Here is a 14,933-nt window from a genome sequence, read left to right as displayed (position 1 = left end):
CCTACAGCCCGAACGTCTTGCCGATGATGTCGCGCTGAATCTCGTTGGTGCCGCCGTAGATCGACGAGACCAGCGTCCTGCGGACGTGCCCCTCCATGTCGAACTCGGTGGCGTATCCGTATCCGCCCATCATCTGCATGCCCTCGAGCGCCACCTTCTTCGCGGTCTCGGTGGCCTTGAGCTTCACCATCGACGCCTCCCGCGGGAACAACTCGGTCGGGTGCGCGTCGACGAGTCGTGCGGTGTTGTACACGAGCAGGCGGGTGCACTCGATCTCGGTGGCCAGGTCCGCGATGCGGTGCCGCAGCGCCTGGAAGGTCCCCACCGGGCGTCCGAACTGCTTTCGCTGCGTGATGAATTCGAGCGCGTCGTCGAACGCCCGCTGCGCGGTGCCGAGCATCATCGCGCCGAGGATGAGGCGCTCGATGTTGAGCCCGGTCATCAATTGCATCCAGCCGTTCCCGACCTCACCGATCACGGCGCCGTCCGGCAGATGCACGTCGGTGAGGTAGAGGTCGTTGACCTCCTTGCCGCCCATGGTGTCGATGCCGCTGATCTTGAGGCCCGGCGTGTTGGCCGGTAAGTGGAACATCGTCAGGCCCTCGTGCTTGGAACCGCTCCGATCGGTGCGGGCCACCAGCAGGATGTTCTCGGCGAAGTGCGCGTTGGAGCACCACGTCTTCTGCCCGTTGATCAGCCAACCGTCGGACACCTTCTCGGCCTTGCAGCTGAGGTTGCCCACATCCGATCCCGCCTCGGGCTCGGACATCGAAATCGACTCGGACGCCCCGCGGACGATGCCGCCGAGCACGGTCTCCTTCTGCGACTCGGTGCCGAACTTCGCGTACGCGGCGCCGGTGATGAGCGTCGGTCCGATGCCCCCGATCGGCGCCATGCCGCGCGCGGCCTGCTCGAGCAGGATGCACATGTCCACCGCGGTGCCGGCCGACCCGCCGTACTCCTCCGGCACGGTGACCCCGAGCCAGCCCAGGTCGGCCATCTTCAGGTACAGGTCCTGATTGTGGGTGTGCTCGCCTCGACCGGTGAGCGCGTCCCGCTGTTCGCGGGTGCCGCACTCCTTGCGACAGAACGCGGCCACCGCCTGCGCGAAGTCGTTTTGCTCGGGGGTGAAATCGATCGTCATTGACGTGCTCCTGCCTGCAAAGAATCGAGTTATCGAGTTCCCTGTGGCCCGAATCGGGGCGGGACACCGCATGAAGGGGTTGTCCGTGCCCGCCGGGCCGCATAATGTGAGCGTCACCACAGTAAATCACATCAAATATATTTGATGCGATCCCCTTGAGTGGAGGGAGTTCGACATGACCCGAGAACTGAGCGACGCCGACCCCGCCTTATCCCCCGACTCCGCCCCGTCCACGTTCGCAAGCCTGGATCCGCGGACCGGGACGATCCTCGCCGAGTATCCCGTGGCCACGGCGTCCGACGTCGCCGCTGCGGTGAATCGCGCGCGCAGCGCGGCGAACTGGTGGGCCGCACAGGGATTCCGGGGGCGTCGCGACTGGTTGCTCGAGTTCAAGAAGGCAATCGCATCCGACGCCGGCGACCTCGCCCGGGTCATCTCCGCGGAGACCGGCAAACCCCACGACGACGCCCTGCTCGAGGTGATGCTCGCGGTCGAGCACCTCGACTGGGCCGCCCGCAACGCCAAGAAGGTGCTCAAGCCCCGGCGGGTGCCGGCCGGCCTGGTCAGCGCCAACCAGTCGGCCACGCTCGGCTACCAGCCGTACGGCGTCGTCGGCGTCATCGGGCCGTGGAACTACCCTGCCTATACCCCGATGGGCTCCATCTCGTACGCACTGGCGGCGGGCAACGCGATCGTCTTCAAGCCGAGCGAACTGACCCCGGGCGTCGGAAAGTGGCTCGAGGACAAGTGGGATTCGCTCGCACCGACCCAGCCTGTGCTGCAGGTGATCACCGGCCTCGGCCCGACGGGCGCCGCCCTGTGCCGGGCCGGCGTCGACAAGATCGCGTTCACCGGTTCCGGGCCCACCGCGCGGAAGGTGATGGCGGTCTGCGCCGAGACGCTCACCCCGCTCGTCGCCGAGTGCGGCGGCAAGGACGCGATGCTGGTCGCCGAGGACGCCGATCTGGATCAGGCCGTCGAGTTCGCGGCCTTCGGCGCGTTCGGCAACGCCGGCCAGACCTGCGCCGGTGTGGAGCGCATCTACGTTGCCGCACCCGTCTATCGACAGTTCCTCGACAAGCTCACCACCGCAGCGGAACGACTCAGCCCGGGCGGGTCCGACGACGACACCTACGGCCCGATGACCCTGCCGCGTCAGGTCGACATCGTGCGCAACCACGTCACCGATGCGCTCGCCAAGGGTGCGCGCGCGGTGATCGGCGGAATCGACTCCGTCCATGAACGATTCGTCGACCCGGTGATCCTCACCGATGTGCCGGAGGGATCGTCGGCGGTGTGCGAGGAGACGTTCGGGCCGACCGTGGTCGTCAACAAGGTCCGCGACCTCGAGGAGGGCATCGAGCGCGCCAACGCGACGTCGTACGGTCTCGGTGCGTCGGTGTTCACCCGCAACCGGTCCCGCGGCCGGGACATCGCCGGCCGTCTGCGCGCGGGCATGGTGTCGGTCAACTCGGTGCTCGGATACGCCGGGATCCCGTCGCTGCCGTTCGGTGGCATCGGCGAATCCGGCTTCGGCCGCATCCACGGCGCCGATGGCCTCCGCGAGTTCAGCCACCCCAAGGCGGTCACCGTCCAGAAGTTCTCGGCCCCACTGAATCTGCTCACCCTCGAGCGGTCCGCCCGGGACATGAAGATCTCGGCGTGGATGCTCAAGGCTCGGCACGGACGGTGACGCCGTGACGCTGACCACTACACGACGCGTCCTCACCTTCCCCGCTCCCGACCCCGATCCGCACGCAGGCCGCGGACGGATGGGGTGGGTGCGGGTGATCGAAGGGCTCGACCCACAGACGCGGCACCAGGACATTCTCCGCATCACGGCCGGCTACGAATTCCCATGGGACTACCAGCGTTCGCTCGAGTTCGCCCTGTTCCGCACGTACTGCGTGCCCTCGATATCCGAATTGCTGGCCCGCACCGGCGAGTTCGAGCATCGCCCGCAGAAGCGCTACGACGACACCGCGCTGCTGATGGGCGAACTGGTGGAGCACGGGTACGACTCCGAGCGCGGACGGGAGTCGCTGCGCAACATCAACCGGATGCACGGCCGGTACGCGATCTCCAACGACGACATGCTCTACGTGCTGTCGACGTTCGTGTACGACCCGATCGACTGGATCGACCGATACGGGTGGCGTCGCCTGCATCCGCACGAGCGGCTCGCGTCGTACCACTTCTACCGCCAGGTCGGAATCCGAATGGGCATCAAGGACATTCCGGATTCGTACCAGGAGTTCCATCGCTTCAAGATGGACTACGAACGGAAGCACTTCGTCTACAGCGACGACAACCACCGCATCGGCACGTACACCCTGCGACTGTTCCAGTCGTGGTATCCGGCGGCACTCGAACGCCCCGTCGCCGCCGCGGTGTACGCGCTGATCGACGAGCGCATGGCCACCGCGTTCGGGTTCCCGGCCGGTTCGGCACGGGTCCGGGCGGTAGCGGAGGCGGGCCTGCGGGCCCGGTCGGGCATCGTGCGACGGCTTCCGAAGCGGCGGGTGTCGGCCGGATCCGGCGACCCGAAGAACCGCACCTACCCCGGCTACCCCGCCGGTTACTGCCCCCGCGATCTCGGGGTCGAGCGCGCTCAGCGGCCGCTGGACGCCTGAGATCCTCTGCGGTCGAACGCCTCCGCGACCGCCGCGATGCCGGCGCGGATGGCCGGGCCGGCATTGTCCGGACGCCACACCACGTGGATGTCCCGGCGGAGCGGTGGATCGGTCGGCAGGAGCGCCACACCGGCGGGCAGGTCACCGACCGCAAGGTGCGGGACCAGCGCGGCGGAGAGCCCCGCGGCGACGAACGCGAGATGCGTCGAGACGTCCGACGCCTCGAAGTCGACGCGGGGCTCGAACCCCTGCGCGCGCAACGTCCTCACCAACCACTCCCGGAAGGCGGTGCCGGCGCCCCACGCGACCCAGGCCATCCCTGCGAGTTCGCGCAACGGAACGATTCCGCGCCCCGCGAGCGGATGCTCTCGGGGCAGGGCGACTCCCGCCGAATCCCGATGTATCAATATCGATTCCAGTCCGACCGGTATGTCCACCGGCGTCGATTCCCAGCTGTCGACCACGCCGATGTCGATACGTCGCCGGGCCAGCGACTCGAGCGTCACCTCGGTCTCGGCCTCGGCAACGGAAACGTGTACCGGATAGCGGTTCAGCAACGCGGCCACCACCGACGGCAGGACCACGCGCGACGCCGCGACGAACGCCCCGAACCGGATCGGCCCGACAACCTCGTCCCGCATGGATCCGATCTCGGCTTCGGCGGCGGCCGCACGTGCCAGCAGTTCCGTGCCGCGACGGGCCAGGAGTGCACCGGCGGGGGTCAGTCGCACGCCTCGGCCCACCGGCTCGAGCAGCGTCGCGCCCACCTCGCGTTCGAGCTTCGCCAGCTGCTGGGAGACCCCGGACGGTGTGACGTGCAGCAGCCTCCCGGCCCCGGCGACCGAGCCGGTCTCGGCCACCGCACAGAGCGCGCGGACGCGTTCGAGGTTCAACACGTCACGAACACTACCGAAGATTCAGAAACATTTCTTACTTGTTGTTTCCGCTGGTACGGCCGAGAATTGGGCGGGTGCAGATCACCGACTTCCGACGTGTTCGGCCGCCCGGCGCGAACGCTTCCGGTCGGCGCGTCGACCCGCGTCCGCTCGCCGTTTCGGGTGCGGCCTTCATCTCCCTGACCGCGGTCTTCATCCGGTTGGCCGACGTGGCCCCGTCGACATCGGTGTTCTTCCGATGTCTGCTGGCGCTTCCGCCACTGGCCCTGCTCGCGTGGCGCGAGGGTCGCGGCGGCAGCCGCATCACCCGACGGGACGGGCTGCGGTACATCGGTGCCGGCGCGATGCTCGGCGTCGATTTCGCACTGTGGTCGCAGGCCATCATGGTCATCGGAGCCGGCATCTCCACGGTTCTCGTGAATGTCCAGGTGGTCGTGGTCCCACTGTTGTCGTTCCTGATCCTGGGCACCAGGATTCCTGCGCGGTTCGTTGCCGCGGTACCGGTGCTGTTCGCCGGGATTGCGCTCACGGGAGGAATCGCGGGGGACGCGTCGACCCGCCCGGAGTTGTACTGGGGCACGTTCCTGGCCCTGCTGTCGGGTGTCGCGTACGCGGTCTACATCTTCGTCGTCAGCGGCCGCGGCTCCGCCGAGACCGCGGCGACGCAGGTCCTGATCTCGACGGCCGCTGCCGGCGTCGTCGGGTCCGCGCTCGGATCGGTGTGGGGCCCCGTTGACCTGGCACCCGGGTGGGCATCCTTCGGCTGGCTCGTGGCGCTCGCTCTGTCCGCGCAGGTGCTGGGTTGGATGCTGCTCGGCCGTTCACTCCCCCGCCTGGCGCCGGAGGTGGGCGCCACGCTGTTGCTCCTGCAACCGGTCCTGGCGGTCGTCGTGGCAATGATCCTGCTCGGCGAACGCCCCACTGCCCTACAACTCGTCGGCTGCACGATCGTCGTCACGACCGCGTGGTTCGTGGCGTCGCGCCCGACCACCACGTCTCGCTCTCACTGAGCGAGACGAGTTCCCCAGCAAGGCACACGGTCAGGAGAACCTGTGACCGCGCGCACATCCATCATGACCTCGTCAGCCAGGAGGCAGCCTCGATGTACCCCGGTATCCATGCCGTGACGGTCCCCGAGCGAGCGGCAGTCGTCTTCGCGCCCACCGGCGAGGTGGTGACCTACCGCGAACTCGAGGATCGCTCCAACCAGCTTGCTCAGCAGTGGCATTCACTCGGGCTACGCCCCGGTGACCACGTCGCGATCCTGGCCGAGAACCATCCACGGTTCATGGAGGTCTACTGGGCCGCGGTGCGCTCCGGGCTGTACATCACGGCAGTCAACTGGCACCTGACCCCCGAGGAGGCCGCCTACATCGTGACCGACTGCCAGGCGTCCCTGCTGGTCACGACGCGCCGGTTGGCCGAACTCGCGGCCGCGGTCGTCGACGAGCTGGACGGTCGTCCGCACCTGTTCATGATAGACGGCGTCGTCGAGGGCTTCGCGTCCTACGAGGAGTCGATGGCACGGTTCGAGCCGGTGCCACTCGCGGAGCAACCCCGCGGCGACATGATGCTGTATTCGTCGGGAACCACCGGTCGCCCCAAGGGTATTCGTCGCCCCCTGACCGGCATCATGATCGACGACCCGCGGGGCATGAACGTCGGTCACTTCGCGAAGACGCTCCTCGGCATGGCCGAGGATTCGCGGTACCTGGTTCCCGCGCCGATGTACCACTCCGCCGCCCTGCAGTGGTCGGCCGGCGCGCAGTCACTCGGAGCCACCGTCGTGCTGATGGAGCGGTTCGACGCCCGCGAATTCCTGGCGACCATCGAGAAGCACGCTGTCACGCACACGCAGGTCGTGCCGACGATGATGGTGCGCCTCCTCAAGCTGTCCGAGGACGAGCGCGCCGCCTACGACGTGTCGACGCTGCAGGACTTCCTGCACTCGGCGGCGCCGTGTCCGCCATCCGTCAAGAGCGCGACGATCGATTGGCTCGGTCCGATCGTGAGCGAGTTGTATTCGGGCACCGAGGGAATGGGCATGACGTTCCTGACCGCGGACGAGTGGCTCGAGCGTCCCGGCTCGGTCGGCCGCGCGGTCCTCGGCACGCCCGTGGTCTGCGACGAGGAGGGCGAGCCGATCGGTGCGGGCGAGATCGGGACGGTCTACTTCGAGCGCGACGTCGTCCCGTTCGAGTACCACAACGACGCGGACAAGACCGCCGACTCCCGCCACCCACACAATCCACGCCTGTCGACGGTCGGCGACATCGGGTACGTGGACCAGGACGGTTATCTCTTCCTGACCGACCGCAAGTCGTTCATGATCATCTCCGGCGGCGTCAACATCTATCCGGCCGAGATCGAGTCGTGCCTGTCGGCGCACCCGGACGTCGCCGACGTCGCGGTGTTCGGCCTGCCGGACCCCGAGATGGGCGAATACGTCCATGCCGTCATCGAACTCGACCCCGGCGTTCCGGCCGGCGACGCGACCGCCGACGCCCTGCGCGCGCACGTCCGCGACCACCTGGCCGGCTACAAGGCACCCAGGACGATCGAGTTCTGCGACGAACTCCCGCGACTGGCCACCGGCAAGGTCAAGAAGCACGATCTGCGGGACGCCGCGCTGCGCGCGCTCGTCTGAGGGGGTCGGATCCGGCCGAGGCGACCCGGACGGTCACTGCGATCCGAGTTCACGTTCGCTCGCCGCCCAGGCGGTGGGGCTCTGGCCGAACCTGCGCCGGAACCAGCGTGAGAACGCGCTCAGGTCCGAGAACCCCAGCTCCCCGGCGATGTCCGTGAGGGTCCGCCCGTCGCGTGCGATGTAACGCATCGCGAGATCGGCGCGCACCGCGTCGACCACCGACGTGTAGGTCTCGCCCGACTGCGCGAGGTGCCGGTGCAGCGTGCGCCTGTCCATACCGAGGCTCCGGGCGATCCGCGTCGCGGAGCAGCTCCCGCCCGGAAGTAATGCCTCGATCATGTCCCGGACACGCCCGATGGTCGACGTATCCTCCGGCGGGGCAAGCAGATCGAGGTACTGCCGGGCATAGGGTCGCAGCAACGGGTCCGACAGCGGATTCATCGAGTCGAGATCGCTCGAGTAGAACACCAGACCGTTGAAGTCGCGGCCGAATGCGACGTCCGAGCCCAGCACGCGGTGATGGACGTCGAGATCGCTCGGCGCGTCGTGGACGAAGCAGGTGGACAGCGGGCGCCAGCCGGCCGGCAGGAAACTGCCCAGGATCCGCGAGATCGATGCCACGGTCAGCTCGATCGACTGGCGGCCCAGGTCGAGCCCCTGCGCGGACTCGACGTGGAGGGTCGCCAGTCCGTTCATCTCGACCAACCGGGTCCGGATGGCCTCGTTGTACAGCCGCATGTGCCGCAGGACGATCTCGAGCGCGCTCCGCACATCCGGCTCCTCCCGCGCGACCATTCCCACGGGCCCGAGGTTGGAGATCCTGCGATCCGCCGCCATCCGCACCCCGAAGACCTCGCACGACGTCGCCGTCGCCGTGCGCTCGAGCAGGTCGCTCACCGATTGGGCGGCGATCCAGGCGTCCGGGGTCGCGAAGGTCGCGGGATCGAGCCCGACCTCCCGCATGATCGGATGCGGATCCAATCCGAGAGATTGCGCCAGTTCGACGTACTCGTTGAGAACCGATATCCGAACCCTCAGTACCTTCACCGTCTCCCCAATTCGTCTCATAATGCCAAGGAATCTGTCCCAATGGGTCAAGGAGGAACGACCCGTTCGGTATAGCGTGACATGCGTCACCGCGCCTGTCGCATCCGTCCGGCACTGCCAGGAGCATTGCCGAAACGGACGCCTCCCCCCTGGGCAACCCCCAGCTCCGTACGCCGACAGGGGCCTGACACCCAGCCTTCCGCGAAGGGGCGGCCACCTCGACGACTCGATCGCCGAGCCCGCCACAACGCACCGGTTCGGGCCGCCGCCGCACGGTGACCCGAACCGGCGTTTTATCGGAGACGCGTTGTCCCCCAACGCAGCTCCAACGATAGGAGCACACATGGAACACGGATCCCCGGCGCATGCTGATCTCAGCACAGCGGCTGCCAGCGCGACAAGGTCGAAGATCTTCCCCTGGGCGGTCTTCGCCCTGATCTTCGGGCTGATGATGTCGGACTACATGTCCCGCCAGGTTCTCAGCTCGGTCTTCCCGGTCCTGAAGGCCGAGTGGCATCTGTCGGACTCGCAGCTCGCAGCGCTGACCAGTGCCGTCGCGCTGATGGTCGGTCTGCTGTCGCTGCCGCTGTCGCTGCTCGCCGACCGCTGGGGCCGCGTCCGGAGCGTGACGCTCATGGCGGTCCTGTGGAGCATCGCAACCGTCCTGTGCGCCGCGGCGGGCAACTACTCCCAGCTGCTCGGTGCCCGGTTCCTGCTCGGATTCGGTGAGGCCGCATACGCGAGCGTCGGCATGGCCGTCATGCTGAGTGTCTTCGCCCCGCGCCTGCACGCCTCGCTCAGCGGTTCGTTCCTGGCCGCCACCTTCTTCGGCTCCGTCATCGGAGTCGCGCTGGGCGGCGTCCTCGCCGACCACTTGGGTTGGCGCACAGCGTTCCTCATCATGGCGGTGTTCGGCGGCGTCCTCCTCGTGCTGTTCCGGATCGTCGTCACCGAGAACCGGCTGCGGCAGCACGCCACCGAACAGTCGGTTTCCGCGGACCCCGCGTCGGTGGGCGCGCGAGCGCCCCTGTCCAGCCTCGTCAACAACGCCTCGCTGATGTGCGCGTACATCGGAGCCGGCATCCAGATCTTCGTTTCCGGCGTGCTGCTCGCGTGGCTTCCCAGCTACTTCAATCGCTACCACGACATGGACGCGTCCAGCGCCGGCCTCGCCGCCTCGGTGTTCGTCCTGCTGATCGGCGCGGGCATGGCCCTCTGCGGTATCGCGGCCGACCGCATCAGCCGCCGGCGACCCGAGCTCAAGTGGACGGTGGCGATCTCCATCGCCGCACTGGCAATGGTGTTCCTCATGGTCGGCTTCCAGCTCGGCAACGGTCCGCTGCAGCTGATCCTCATCGGAGTCGGCGCCTTCTTCTGCGCCGGATCCTCGGGCGCCACCACGGCGATCGTCGCCAGCCTGTCCCACCCCTCGATCCGCGCGTCGGCGTTCGGCGCCGGCACGTTCGCGAACAACATCTTCGGAATGGCGTTGGGCCCCTTCGTCGTCGGCATGCTGTCCGATCGCCTCGGCCTGCTCGGCGCACTCCAGTGGGTCCCGCTGTCCTACATCATCGCGATCGCCGTCCTCGCGCTCGGCCTGAAGCTCTACCCCGCCGGGCTCCGCAAGCTCGCGGCGCTGGAGTTGAAGCCCGCGAAGACACTCGCCGACGACTCGATCGAGCAGCTTCCGGCCGTCTCGGTCCGGTAGATCTCACGAATTCCCCCTCACGATCCGCACCGGTACTCCGGTGCCGGTGCGGATCTCGCATACCCAGAATAGGAGCAGTGCAATGCAGCTACTCGACAAAGTTGCCGTCGTGACCGGAGCCGCACAGGGTTTGGGCCGGGCTATCGCGCTCGCCATGGCCCAGGAGGGCGCCGATCTCGTCCTGTGCGATCTGCAGGAGGACAAGCTCGCGGAGGTCTCCGCCGAGATCGAAGCCCTGGGACGCAAGAGCCTGGCCCTGCGCTGCGACGTGTCGTCCAAGGAGCAGGTCGTCGAGATGTTCGCCCGGGCGGCCGAGCAGTTCGGCACCGTCCACATCCTCGTCAACAACGCTGCGCGCGTGCCGAACTCGCCTGAGGACGAGGTCCGCCGCAGCCGGCACTACGCGTACATCACCACCCCCATGGAGCGGCAGTCCATGGGGATCACCAGCAGCCTCACCGACGAGGACTGGCTCAAGTGGTGGGACGTCAACGTCCACGGTGTCTTCTACTGCACCCGTGAGGCATTGAAGTTCATGGAGCCGCAGGGCTACGGGCGCATCATCAACATCGCCTCGATCGCCGGCACCTCCGCCGCGAGTGCGCACAGCCCCGGCTACTCGGCCGCGAAGGCCGCGGTCGCGAGCCTGACCAAGACCGTCGCGCTCGACGTCGCGGGCGCCGGTGTCTACGTCAACGCCATCGCGTGCGGTGGCGTGCTCACCCCGCCTTTCCAGGCGTACCTCGACAACGCCACCGAGGAGGAGAAGGCCAACCTGTTCCAGATCGTCCCGGTCGGACGCCTGGGCAACCCCGAGGAGTACGCCTCGCTGGCCGTCTACCTCGCCGGCGAGAACCACTACTGCGTCGGCCAGGTCATCAGCCCCAACGGTGGCGTCATCATCTGATCCCCGCCTCGAGGCCCCACCACTTCCACGATTTCCTCGACAGGAGTAGTCACTCATGCATTTCCACGACGATGCGTTCTTCCCGGAGAACCAGGACAAGCTGGTCATCACCGTCGCGCCGTACGGCCCGGAGTGGGCGGTGGAGGACTTCCCCGAAGACCTGCCGCTGACCATGGACGAGCACGTCCAGCAGGCGGTGGACTGCTACGAGGCCGGCGCGACCGTGCTGCACATCCACGTGCGCGAGGAGGACGGCAAGGGCTCCAAGCGCCTGTCGAAGTTCAACGAGCTCCTCGGCCGCCTGCGTGAGGCCGTGCCGGAGATGATCCTGCAGGTCGGCGGCTCGATCTCGTTCGCGCCGGAGGGCGACGGCGCCGACGCGAAGTGGCTGCCGGACAACGTCCGGCACATGCTCGCCGAGCTGGATCCGAAGCCGGACCAGGTCACGATCGCGATCAACACCAGCCAGATGAACATCATGGAGTTGATGACGCCGGGCGACATCAAGGGCACCTCGCTGGAGAACGCCGAGCTCGCCCACACCTACCGCGAGATGACCGTCCCGGCCGGCCCGGAGTGGGTCGAGGAGCACCTGCGCCGTCTGCAGGCCGCCGGGATCCAGCCGCACTTCCAGCTGTCGAGCATTCCGCAGCTCGAGACGGTGGAGCGGCTGATCCGTCGCGGCGTGTACACCGGTCCGTTGAACCTGACATGGGTGGCGATCGGTGGCGGCTTCGACGGCCCGAACCCGTACAACATGATGCAGTTCATCAACCGGGTCCCGGACGGCGCCTGCCTGACCCTCGAGACCCTCATGCGGTCGGTGCTGCCGGTCAACACGATGGCGATCGCGATGGGCCTGCACCCGCGCTGCGGCAACGAGGACAACCTGTGGGCGCCGAGCGGCGAGGTCAAGATCACCTCCGCCGAGCAGGTCCGCCAGCTCGTCCGCGTCGCCAAGGAACTCGGCCGTGAGGTCGCCACGGCGAAGGAAGCCCGCGACATCTACAAGATCGGCACCACCTACAAGGACGCCGACGAGACCCTCGAAAAGCTCGGCTACGCGCCCAACCGCCGCCCCGGCCAGGTCGGCTTCACCCAGCACGCGTGACCCCGGGACGAGTGGGGACACCGTCCACCGGTGTCCCCACCCCTCTATCACCCCCTAGTTCTTCCTTGGAGGAAATGTCTTGAGCAGCTCCGTTTCCCCGACCGTCGTGATCGTTCCCGGACTGCGCGACCACGTCGAGAACCACTGGCAGACCCTGTTGGCCGCGGGGCTGGACAAGGTTCGCATCGTCCCGCCGCTCGAGCACGGCAAGTTCAGCCTCGACGCCCGCGTCGCGGCGCTCGACGCGGTCCTGGCCGACGTCGACGGGCCCGTGGTGCTCGTCGCGCACAGCGCCGGCGTGATGATCACCGTGCACTGGGCCGCCCGCCACGACCGTCCGGTCGCGGGCGCCCTTCTGGCCACCCCGCCGGACTTCGCGACGCCGCTGCCCGCCGGGTATCCCACCCGCGAGCAGCTCGACGAGGGCGGCTGGCTCCCGGTTCCGCGCAGCGCGCTGCCGTTCCCGAGCATCGTCGCCGCCAGCACCAACGACCCCCTCGCCGCCTACGACACCGTCGTCGATCTGGCGCACGCGTGGGGCAGCCGACTGATCGACGTCGGCGAAGTGGGACACCTCAATCCCGCTGCCGGCTACGGCGAATGGCCCCGCGCCACCGAACTCCTCGACGAACTCCGCACCACTACGGAAGAGGCCCGACGATGACGACGGACAGCGGCAGTCTCACCACCTTCGTCGAGGGTCTCAAGGCCAACGGAAGCTGGAACCCTTTGTGGGACAGCCTTCTCGAGTTCGATCCGGAATGGACCGAGCACTACATGAGGGCTGCGGCGCAGACCTACGACAGCAAGCATCTCTCGCCGCAGACGGTCCAGCTGCTCTGCCTCGCCCTCGACGTGTCCTGCACCCACCTCTACGCGCCGGGCGTCCGCCGCCACATCCAGGACGCTCTGAAGCTCGGGGTGACACCGCAGGAGATCGTCGAGGTGTTGAAGTTGGCCACCACGGTCGGCCTCCATTCCGTCAACGTCGGCCTCCCCTTCCTTCTCGAGGAGTTGTCCGCGACCGCGGAGGCCTCGGGTCAGGGCGTGACAACGACAACCTCGTGACGAACAGAGCGTGTCGGGAACCGACACGTCAGTAAGCAGCGCCGATACGCATGTGTAACCGAGTCTTCCAATCCTTCCTCGGGGGCACATGCGTATCGGCGCGTCCTCGTACGGAGAAAGAGAAGACCTCGTGCTCAACCTGTCTGTGCTGCTGGAAGACTCGGCCCGCCGCTACCCGGATCGAATCGCGCTCGTGTGCGGTTCCGAGCGACTCACGTACGCCGAGCTCGACGCTCGGGCCTGCCAGGTGGCCAACCTGCTGACCTCGCGGGGCGTCGAGCCCGGCGACAAGGTCGCGATCTCGTGCCCGAACGTTCCGCAGTTCGCCTTCGTCTACTACGGGATCCTCAAGGCCGGTGCCGTCGTGGTTCCGCTGAACATCCTGCTCAAGTCTCGCGAGATCGCCTACCATCTCTCCGACTGCGACGCGGTGGCGTACTTCTGCTTCGACGGCAGCGAAGACCCCCCGATGGGCGCGTTCGGCCGTGCCGGCTTCGAGGACGCACCCGATTGCCGCGACCTGTTCGTCATCACAGCGGAAGGCACCCCTGCACGGACCGCGGGCGTCGAGATCCTGGCCGAGGTCCTCGGCGATCAGCCGGCGACGTTCGCGACCGTTGTACGCGAATCACCCGATACCGCAGTCATTCTCTACACGAGCGGCACGACCGGCAAGCCCAAGGGCGCCGAACTGAGCCACTCGAACATGACGATGAACGCGCTGACCGCCAATCGCCTGTTCGACAGCAACCCGACCCGCCACGACCGGTACCTGGTCACCCTCCCGTTGTTCCATTCGTTCGGCCAGACGGTGACCATGAATGCCGGCCTCTCGACCGGCGCCACGCTGGTGCTGATGCCGCGGTTCGAAGCGCACGCCGCACTGGAACTGATGGTCGCCGAGGAGATCACGGTGTTCGCGGGCGTCCCGACCATGTACTGGGGGCTGCTCAACGCACTCGGCGAGACCGAGCACGTCGACGTCGACCGCATCGCCGGGACCATTCGCCGCGCGATCTCGGGCGGCGCGGCCCTGCCGGTCGAGATCCTCTCCCGCTTCCACGAGCGGTTCGGTGTCCAGATCCTGGAGGGGTACGGGCTGTCCGAGACCTCGCCGCTGGCACTCTTCAGCGATCCGGAACGCGATCCGCGCCCCGGATCGATCGGCGTGCCGGTGTGGGGCATCGAGGCGCGGCTCGTCGACGAGTTGTGGGAGCCGGTGAGCGACGACGAGGTGGGCGAGATCGCCCTGCGCGGCCACAACATCATGAAGGGCTACTACAACCGCCCCGCCGCCACGGACGAGGTGATGCGGGACGGCTGGTTCCGCACCGGCGACCTGGCGCGCAGGGACGGCGACGGCTTCTACTACATCGTCGACCGCGCCAAGGACCTCATCGTCCGGGGAGGGTTCAACGTCTATCCGCGGGAGATCGAGGAGGTCCTGATGACCCACGAGGCGGTCTCGCTCGCCGCGGTGATCGGCGTCCCGGACGAGAGTCACGGCGAGGAGGTCAAGGCGTTCGTCATCCTCGAACCGACGGCCACCGTCACCGAATCCGATCTGGTCGCCTGGTGCCGGGAGCAGATGGCGAGCTACAAGTACCCCCGCACCGTCGAGTTCGTCCCGAGTCTCCCGATGACCGCGACCGGCAAGATCCTCAAGCGCGAGCTCGGCGCCGTGGCACCGGTCGTGAACTGACCCGCGATACGCGAGAGGGCGAAACAGCATCAACTCCTTGCTGTTTCGCCCTCTCGCGTTCGATCCGTGG

General features: G+C 67.6%; 13 protein-coding genes. 10 read left to right on the top strand and 3 right to left on the bottom strand.

The features are described from left to right. Nucleotide 1 precedes the first annotated feature (1 nt). Nucleotides 2-1,144 carry an acyl-CoA dehydrogenase family protein gene (locus ACQ5DX_RS26065; protein ID WP_430335352.1) on the bottom strand — a complete coding sequence of 381 codons (1,143 nt, stop codon included), beginning with the start codon at nucleotides 1,142-1,144 and terminating at the stop codon, nucleotides 2-4. Between the two features lie 175 nt (nucleotides 1,145-1,319). Here ACQ5DX_RS26065 and ACQ5DX_RS26060 point away from each other — a divergent pair, with 175 nt between their 5' ends. Next, nucleotides 1,320-2,837 carry an aldehyde dehydrogenase family protein gene (locus tag ACQ5DX_RS26060; RefSeq protein WP_430335351.1) on the top strand — a complete coding sequence of 506 codons (1,518 nt, stop codon included), beginning with the start codon at nucleotides 1,320-1,322 and terminating at the stop codon, nucleotides 2,835-2,837. A gap of 79 nt (nucleotides 2,838-2,916) precedes the next feature. After that, the gene (locus tag ACQ5DX_RS26055) at nucleotides 2,917-3,777 is read left to right on the top strand and encodes an oxygenase MpaB family protein (RefSeq protein ID WP_430335805.1); all 861 of its coding nucleotides are present in this window, start codon (nucleotides 2,917-2,919) and stop codon (nucleotides 3,775-3,777) included. Here ACQ5DX_RS26055 and ACQ5DX_RS26050 read toward each other — a convergent pair. Beyond that, nucleotides 3,756-4,673, bottom strand: a complete 918-nt coding sequence (locus ACQ5DX_RS26050) for a LysR family transcriptional regulator (RefSeq protein WP_430335350.1) — start codon at nucleotides 4,671-4,673, stop codon at nucleotides 3,756-3,758. The genes ACQ5DX_RS26055 and ACQ5DX_RS26050 overlap by 22 nt on opposite strands. Before the next feature lie 80 nt (nucleotides 4,674-4,753). Here ACQ5DX_RS26050 and ACQ5DX_RS26045 point away from each other — a divergent pair, with 80 nt between their 5' ends. After that, complete coding sequence (locus tag ACQ5DX_RS26045) at nucleotides 4,754-5,683, top strand: DMT family transporter (RefSeq protein WP_430335804.1); 930 nt, start codon at nucleotides 4,754-4,756, stop codon at nucleotides 5,681-5,683. 92 nt (nucleotides 5,684-5,775) lie between these two features. After that, nucleotides 5,776-7,320, top strand: a complete 1,545-nt coding sequence (locus ACQ5DX_RS26040; RefSeq protein ID WP_430335349.1) for an acyl-CoA synthetase — start codon at nucleotides 5,776-5,778, stop codon at nucleotides 7,318-7,320. 33 nt (nucleotides 7,321-7,353) lie between these two features. On the opposite strand, the gene ACQ5DX_RS26035 is transcribed toward ACQ5DX_RS26040, so the two are convergent. Beyond that, the gene (locus ACQ5DX_RS26035; protein ID WP_430335348.1) at nucleotides 7,354-8,367 is read right to left on the bottom strand and encodes an AraC family transcriptional regulator; all 1,014 of its coding nucleotides are present in this window, start codon (nucleotides 8,365-8,367) and stop codon (nucleotides 7,354-7,356) included. A 343-nt stretch (nucleotides 8,368-8,710) separates the two neighbouring features. Between ACQ5DX_RS26035 and ACQ5DX_RS26030 the strand changes: the two genes are divergently transcribed. From ACQ5DX_RS26030 to ACQ5DX_RS26005, 6 genes are all read left to right on the top strand, one after another. Beyond that, the gene (locus tag ACQ5DX_RS26030; protein ID WP_430335347.1) at nucleotides 8,711-10,075 is read left to right on the top strand and encodes an MFS transporter; all 1,365 of its coding nucleotides are present in this window, start codon (nucleotides 8,711-8,713) and stop codon (nucleotides 10,073-10,075) included. 82 nt (nucleotides 10,076-10,157) lie between these two features. Next, nucleotides 10,158-10,982 carry an SDR family NAD(P)-dependent oxidoreductase gene (locus ACQ5DX_RS26025; RefSeq protein WP_430335346.1) on the top strand — a complete coding sequence of 275 codons (825 nt, stop codon included), beginning with the start codon at nucleotides 10,158-10,160 and terminating at the stop codon, nucleotides 10,980-10,982. A gap of 55 nt (nucleotides 10,983-11,037) precedes the next feature. After that, on the top strand, nucleotides 11,038-12,093 hold the full coding sequence (locus ACQ5DX_RS26020) for a 3-keto-5-aminohexanoate cleavage protein (RefSeq protein WP_430335345.1): 1,056 nt from the start codon (nucleotides 11,038-11,040) through the stop codon (nucleotides 12,091-12,093). 79 nt (nucleotides 12,094-12,172) lie between these two features. Beyond that, complete coding sequence (locus ACQ5DX_RS26015) at nucleotides 12,173-12,757, top strand: RBBP9/YdeN family alpha/beta hydrolase (protein WP_430335344.1); 585 nt, start codon at nucleotides 12,173-12,175, stop codon at nucleotides 12,755-12,757. After that, nucleotides 12,754-13,161, top strand: a complete 408-nt coding sequence (locus ACQ5DX_RS26010) for a carboxymuconolactone decarboxylase family protein (RefSeq protein ID WP_430335343.1) — start codon at nucleotides 12,754-12,756, stop codon at nucleotides 13,159-13,161. The genes ACQ5DX_RS26015 and ACQ5DX_RS26010 overlap by 4 nt, the downstream gene beginning before the upstream one ends. A 130-nt stretch (nucleotides 13,162-13,291) precedes the next feature. Beyond that, nucleotides 13,292-14,863 carry a long-chain-fatty-acid--CoA ligase gene (locus ACQ5DX_RS26005; RefSeq protein ID WP_430335342.1) on the top strand — a complete coding sequence of 524 codons (1,572 nt, stop codon included), beginning with the start codon at nucleotides 13,292-13,294 and terminating at the stop codon, nucleotides 14,861-14,863. Nucleotides 14,864-14,933 lie beyond the last annotated feature (70 nt).

The organism is Rhodococcus sp. ACT016, assembly GCF_050477185.1.
Classification (GTDB): domain Bacteria; phylum Actinomycetota; class Actinomycetes; order Mycobacteriales; family Mycobacteriaceae; genus Prescottella.
The sequence above is the reverse complement of the archived record's forward strand: the minus strand, read 5'-3'. Positions and strand labels throughout refer to the sequence as shown.

Excerpts from the sequence above, each read along its gene's own strand:
- ACQ5DX_RS26065 (WP_430335352.1), bottom strand. The coding sequence starts at position 1,144 with ATGACGATCGATTTCACCCCCGAGCAAAACGACTTCGCGCAGGCGGTG.
- ACQ5DX_RS26060 (WP_430335351.1), top strand. The coding sequence starts at position 1,320 with ATGACCCGAGAACTGAGCGACGCCGACCCCGCCTTATCCCCCGACTCC.
- ACQ5DX_RS26055 (WP_430335805.1), top strand. The coding sequence starts at position 2,917 with ATGGGGTGGGTGCGGGTGATCGAAGGGCTCGACCCACAGACGCGGCAC.
- ACQ5DX_RS26040 (WP_430335349.1), top strand. The coding sequence starts at position 5,776 with ATGTACCCCGGTATCCATGCCGTGACGGTCCCCGAGCGAGCGGCAGTC.
- ACQ5DX_RS26030 (WP_430335347.1), top strand. The coding sequence starts at position 8,711 with ATGGAACACGGATCCCCGGCGCATGCTGATCTCAGCACAGCGGCTGCC.
- ACQ5DX_RS26025 (WP_430335346.1), top strand. The coding sequence starts at position 10,158 with ATGCAGCTACTCGACAAAGTTGCCGTCGTGACCGGAGCCGCACAGGGT.
- ACQ5DX_RS26020 (WP_430335345.1), top strand. The coding sequence starts at position 11,038 with ATGCATTTCCACGACGATGCGTTCTTCCCGGAGAACCAGGACAAGCTG.
- ACQ5DX_RS26010 (WP_430335343.1), top strand. The coding sequence starts at position 12,754 with ATGACGACGGACAGCGGCAGTCTCACCACCTTCGTCGAGGGTCTCAAG.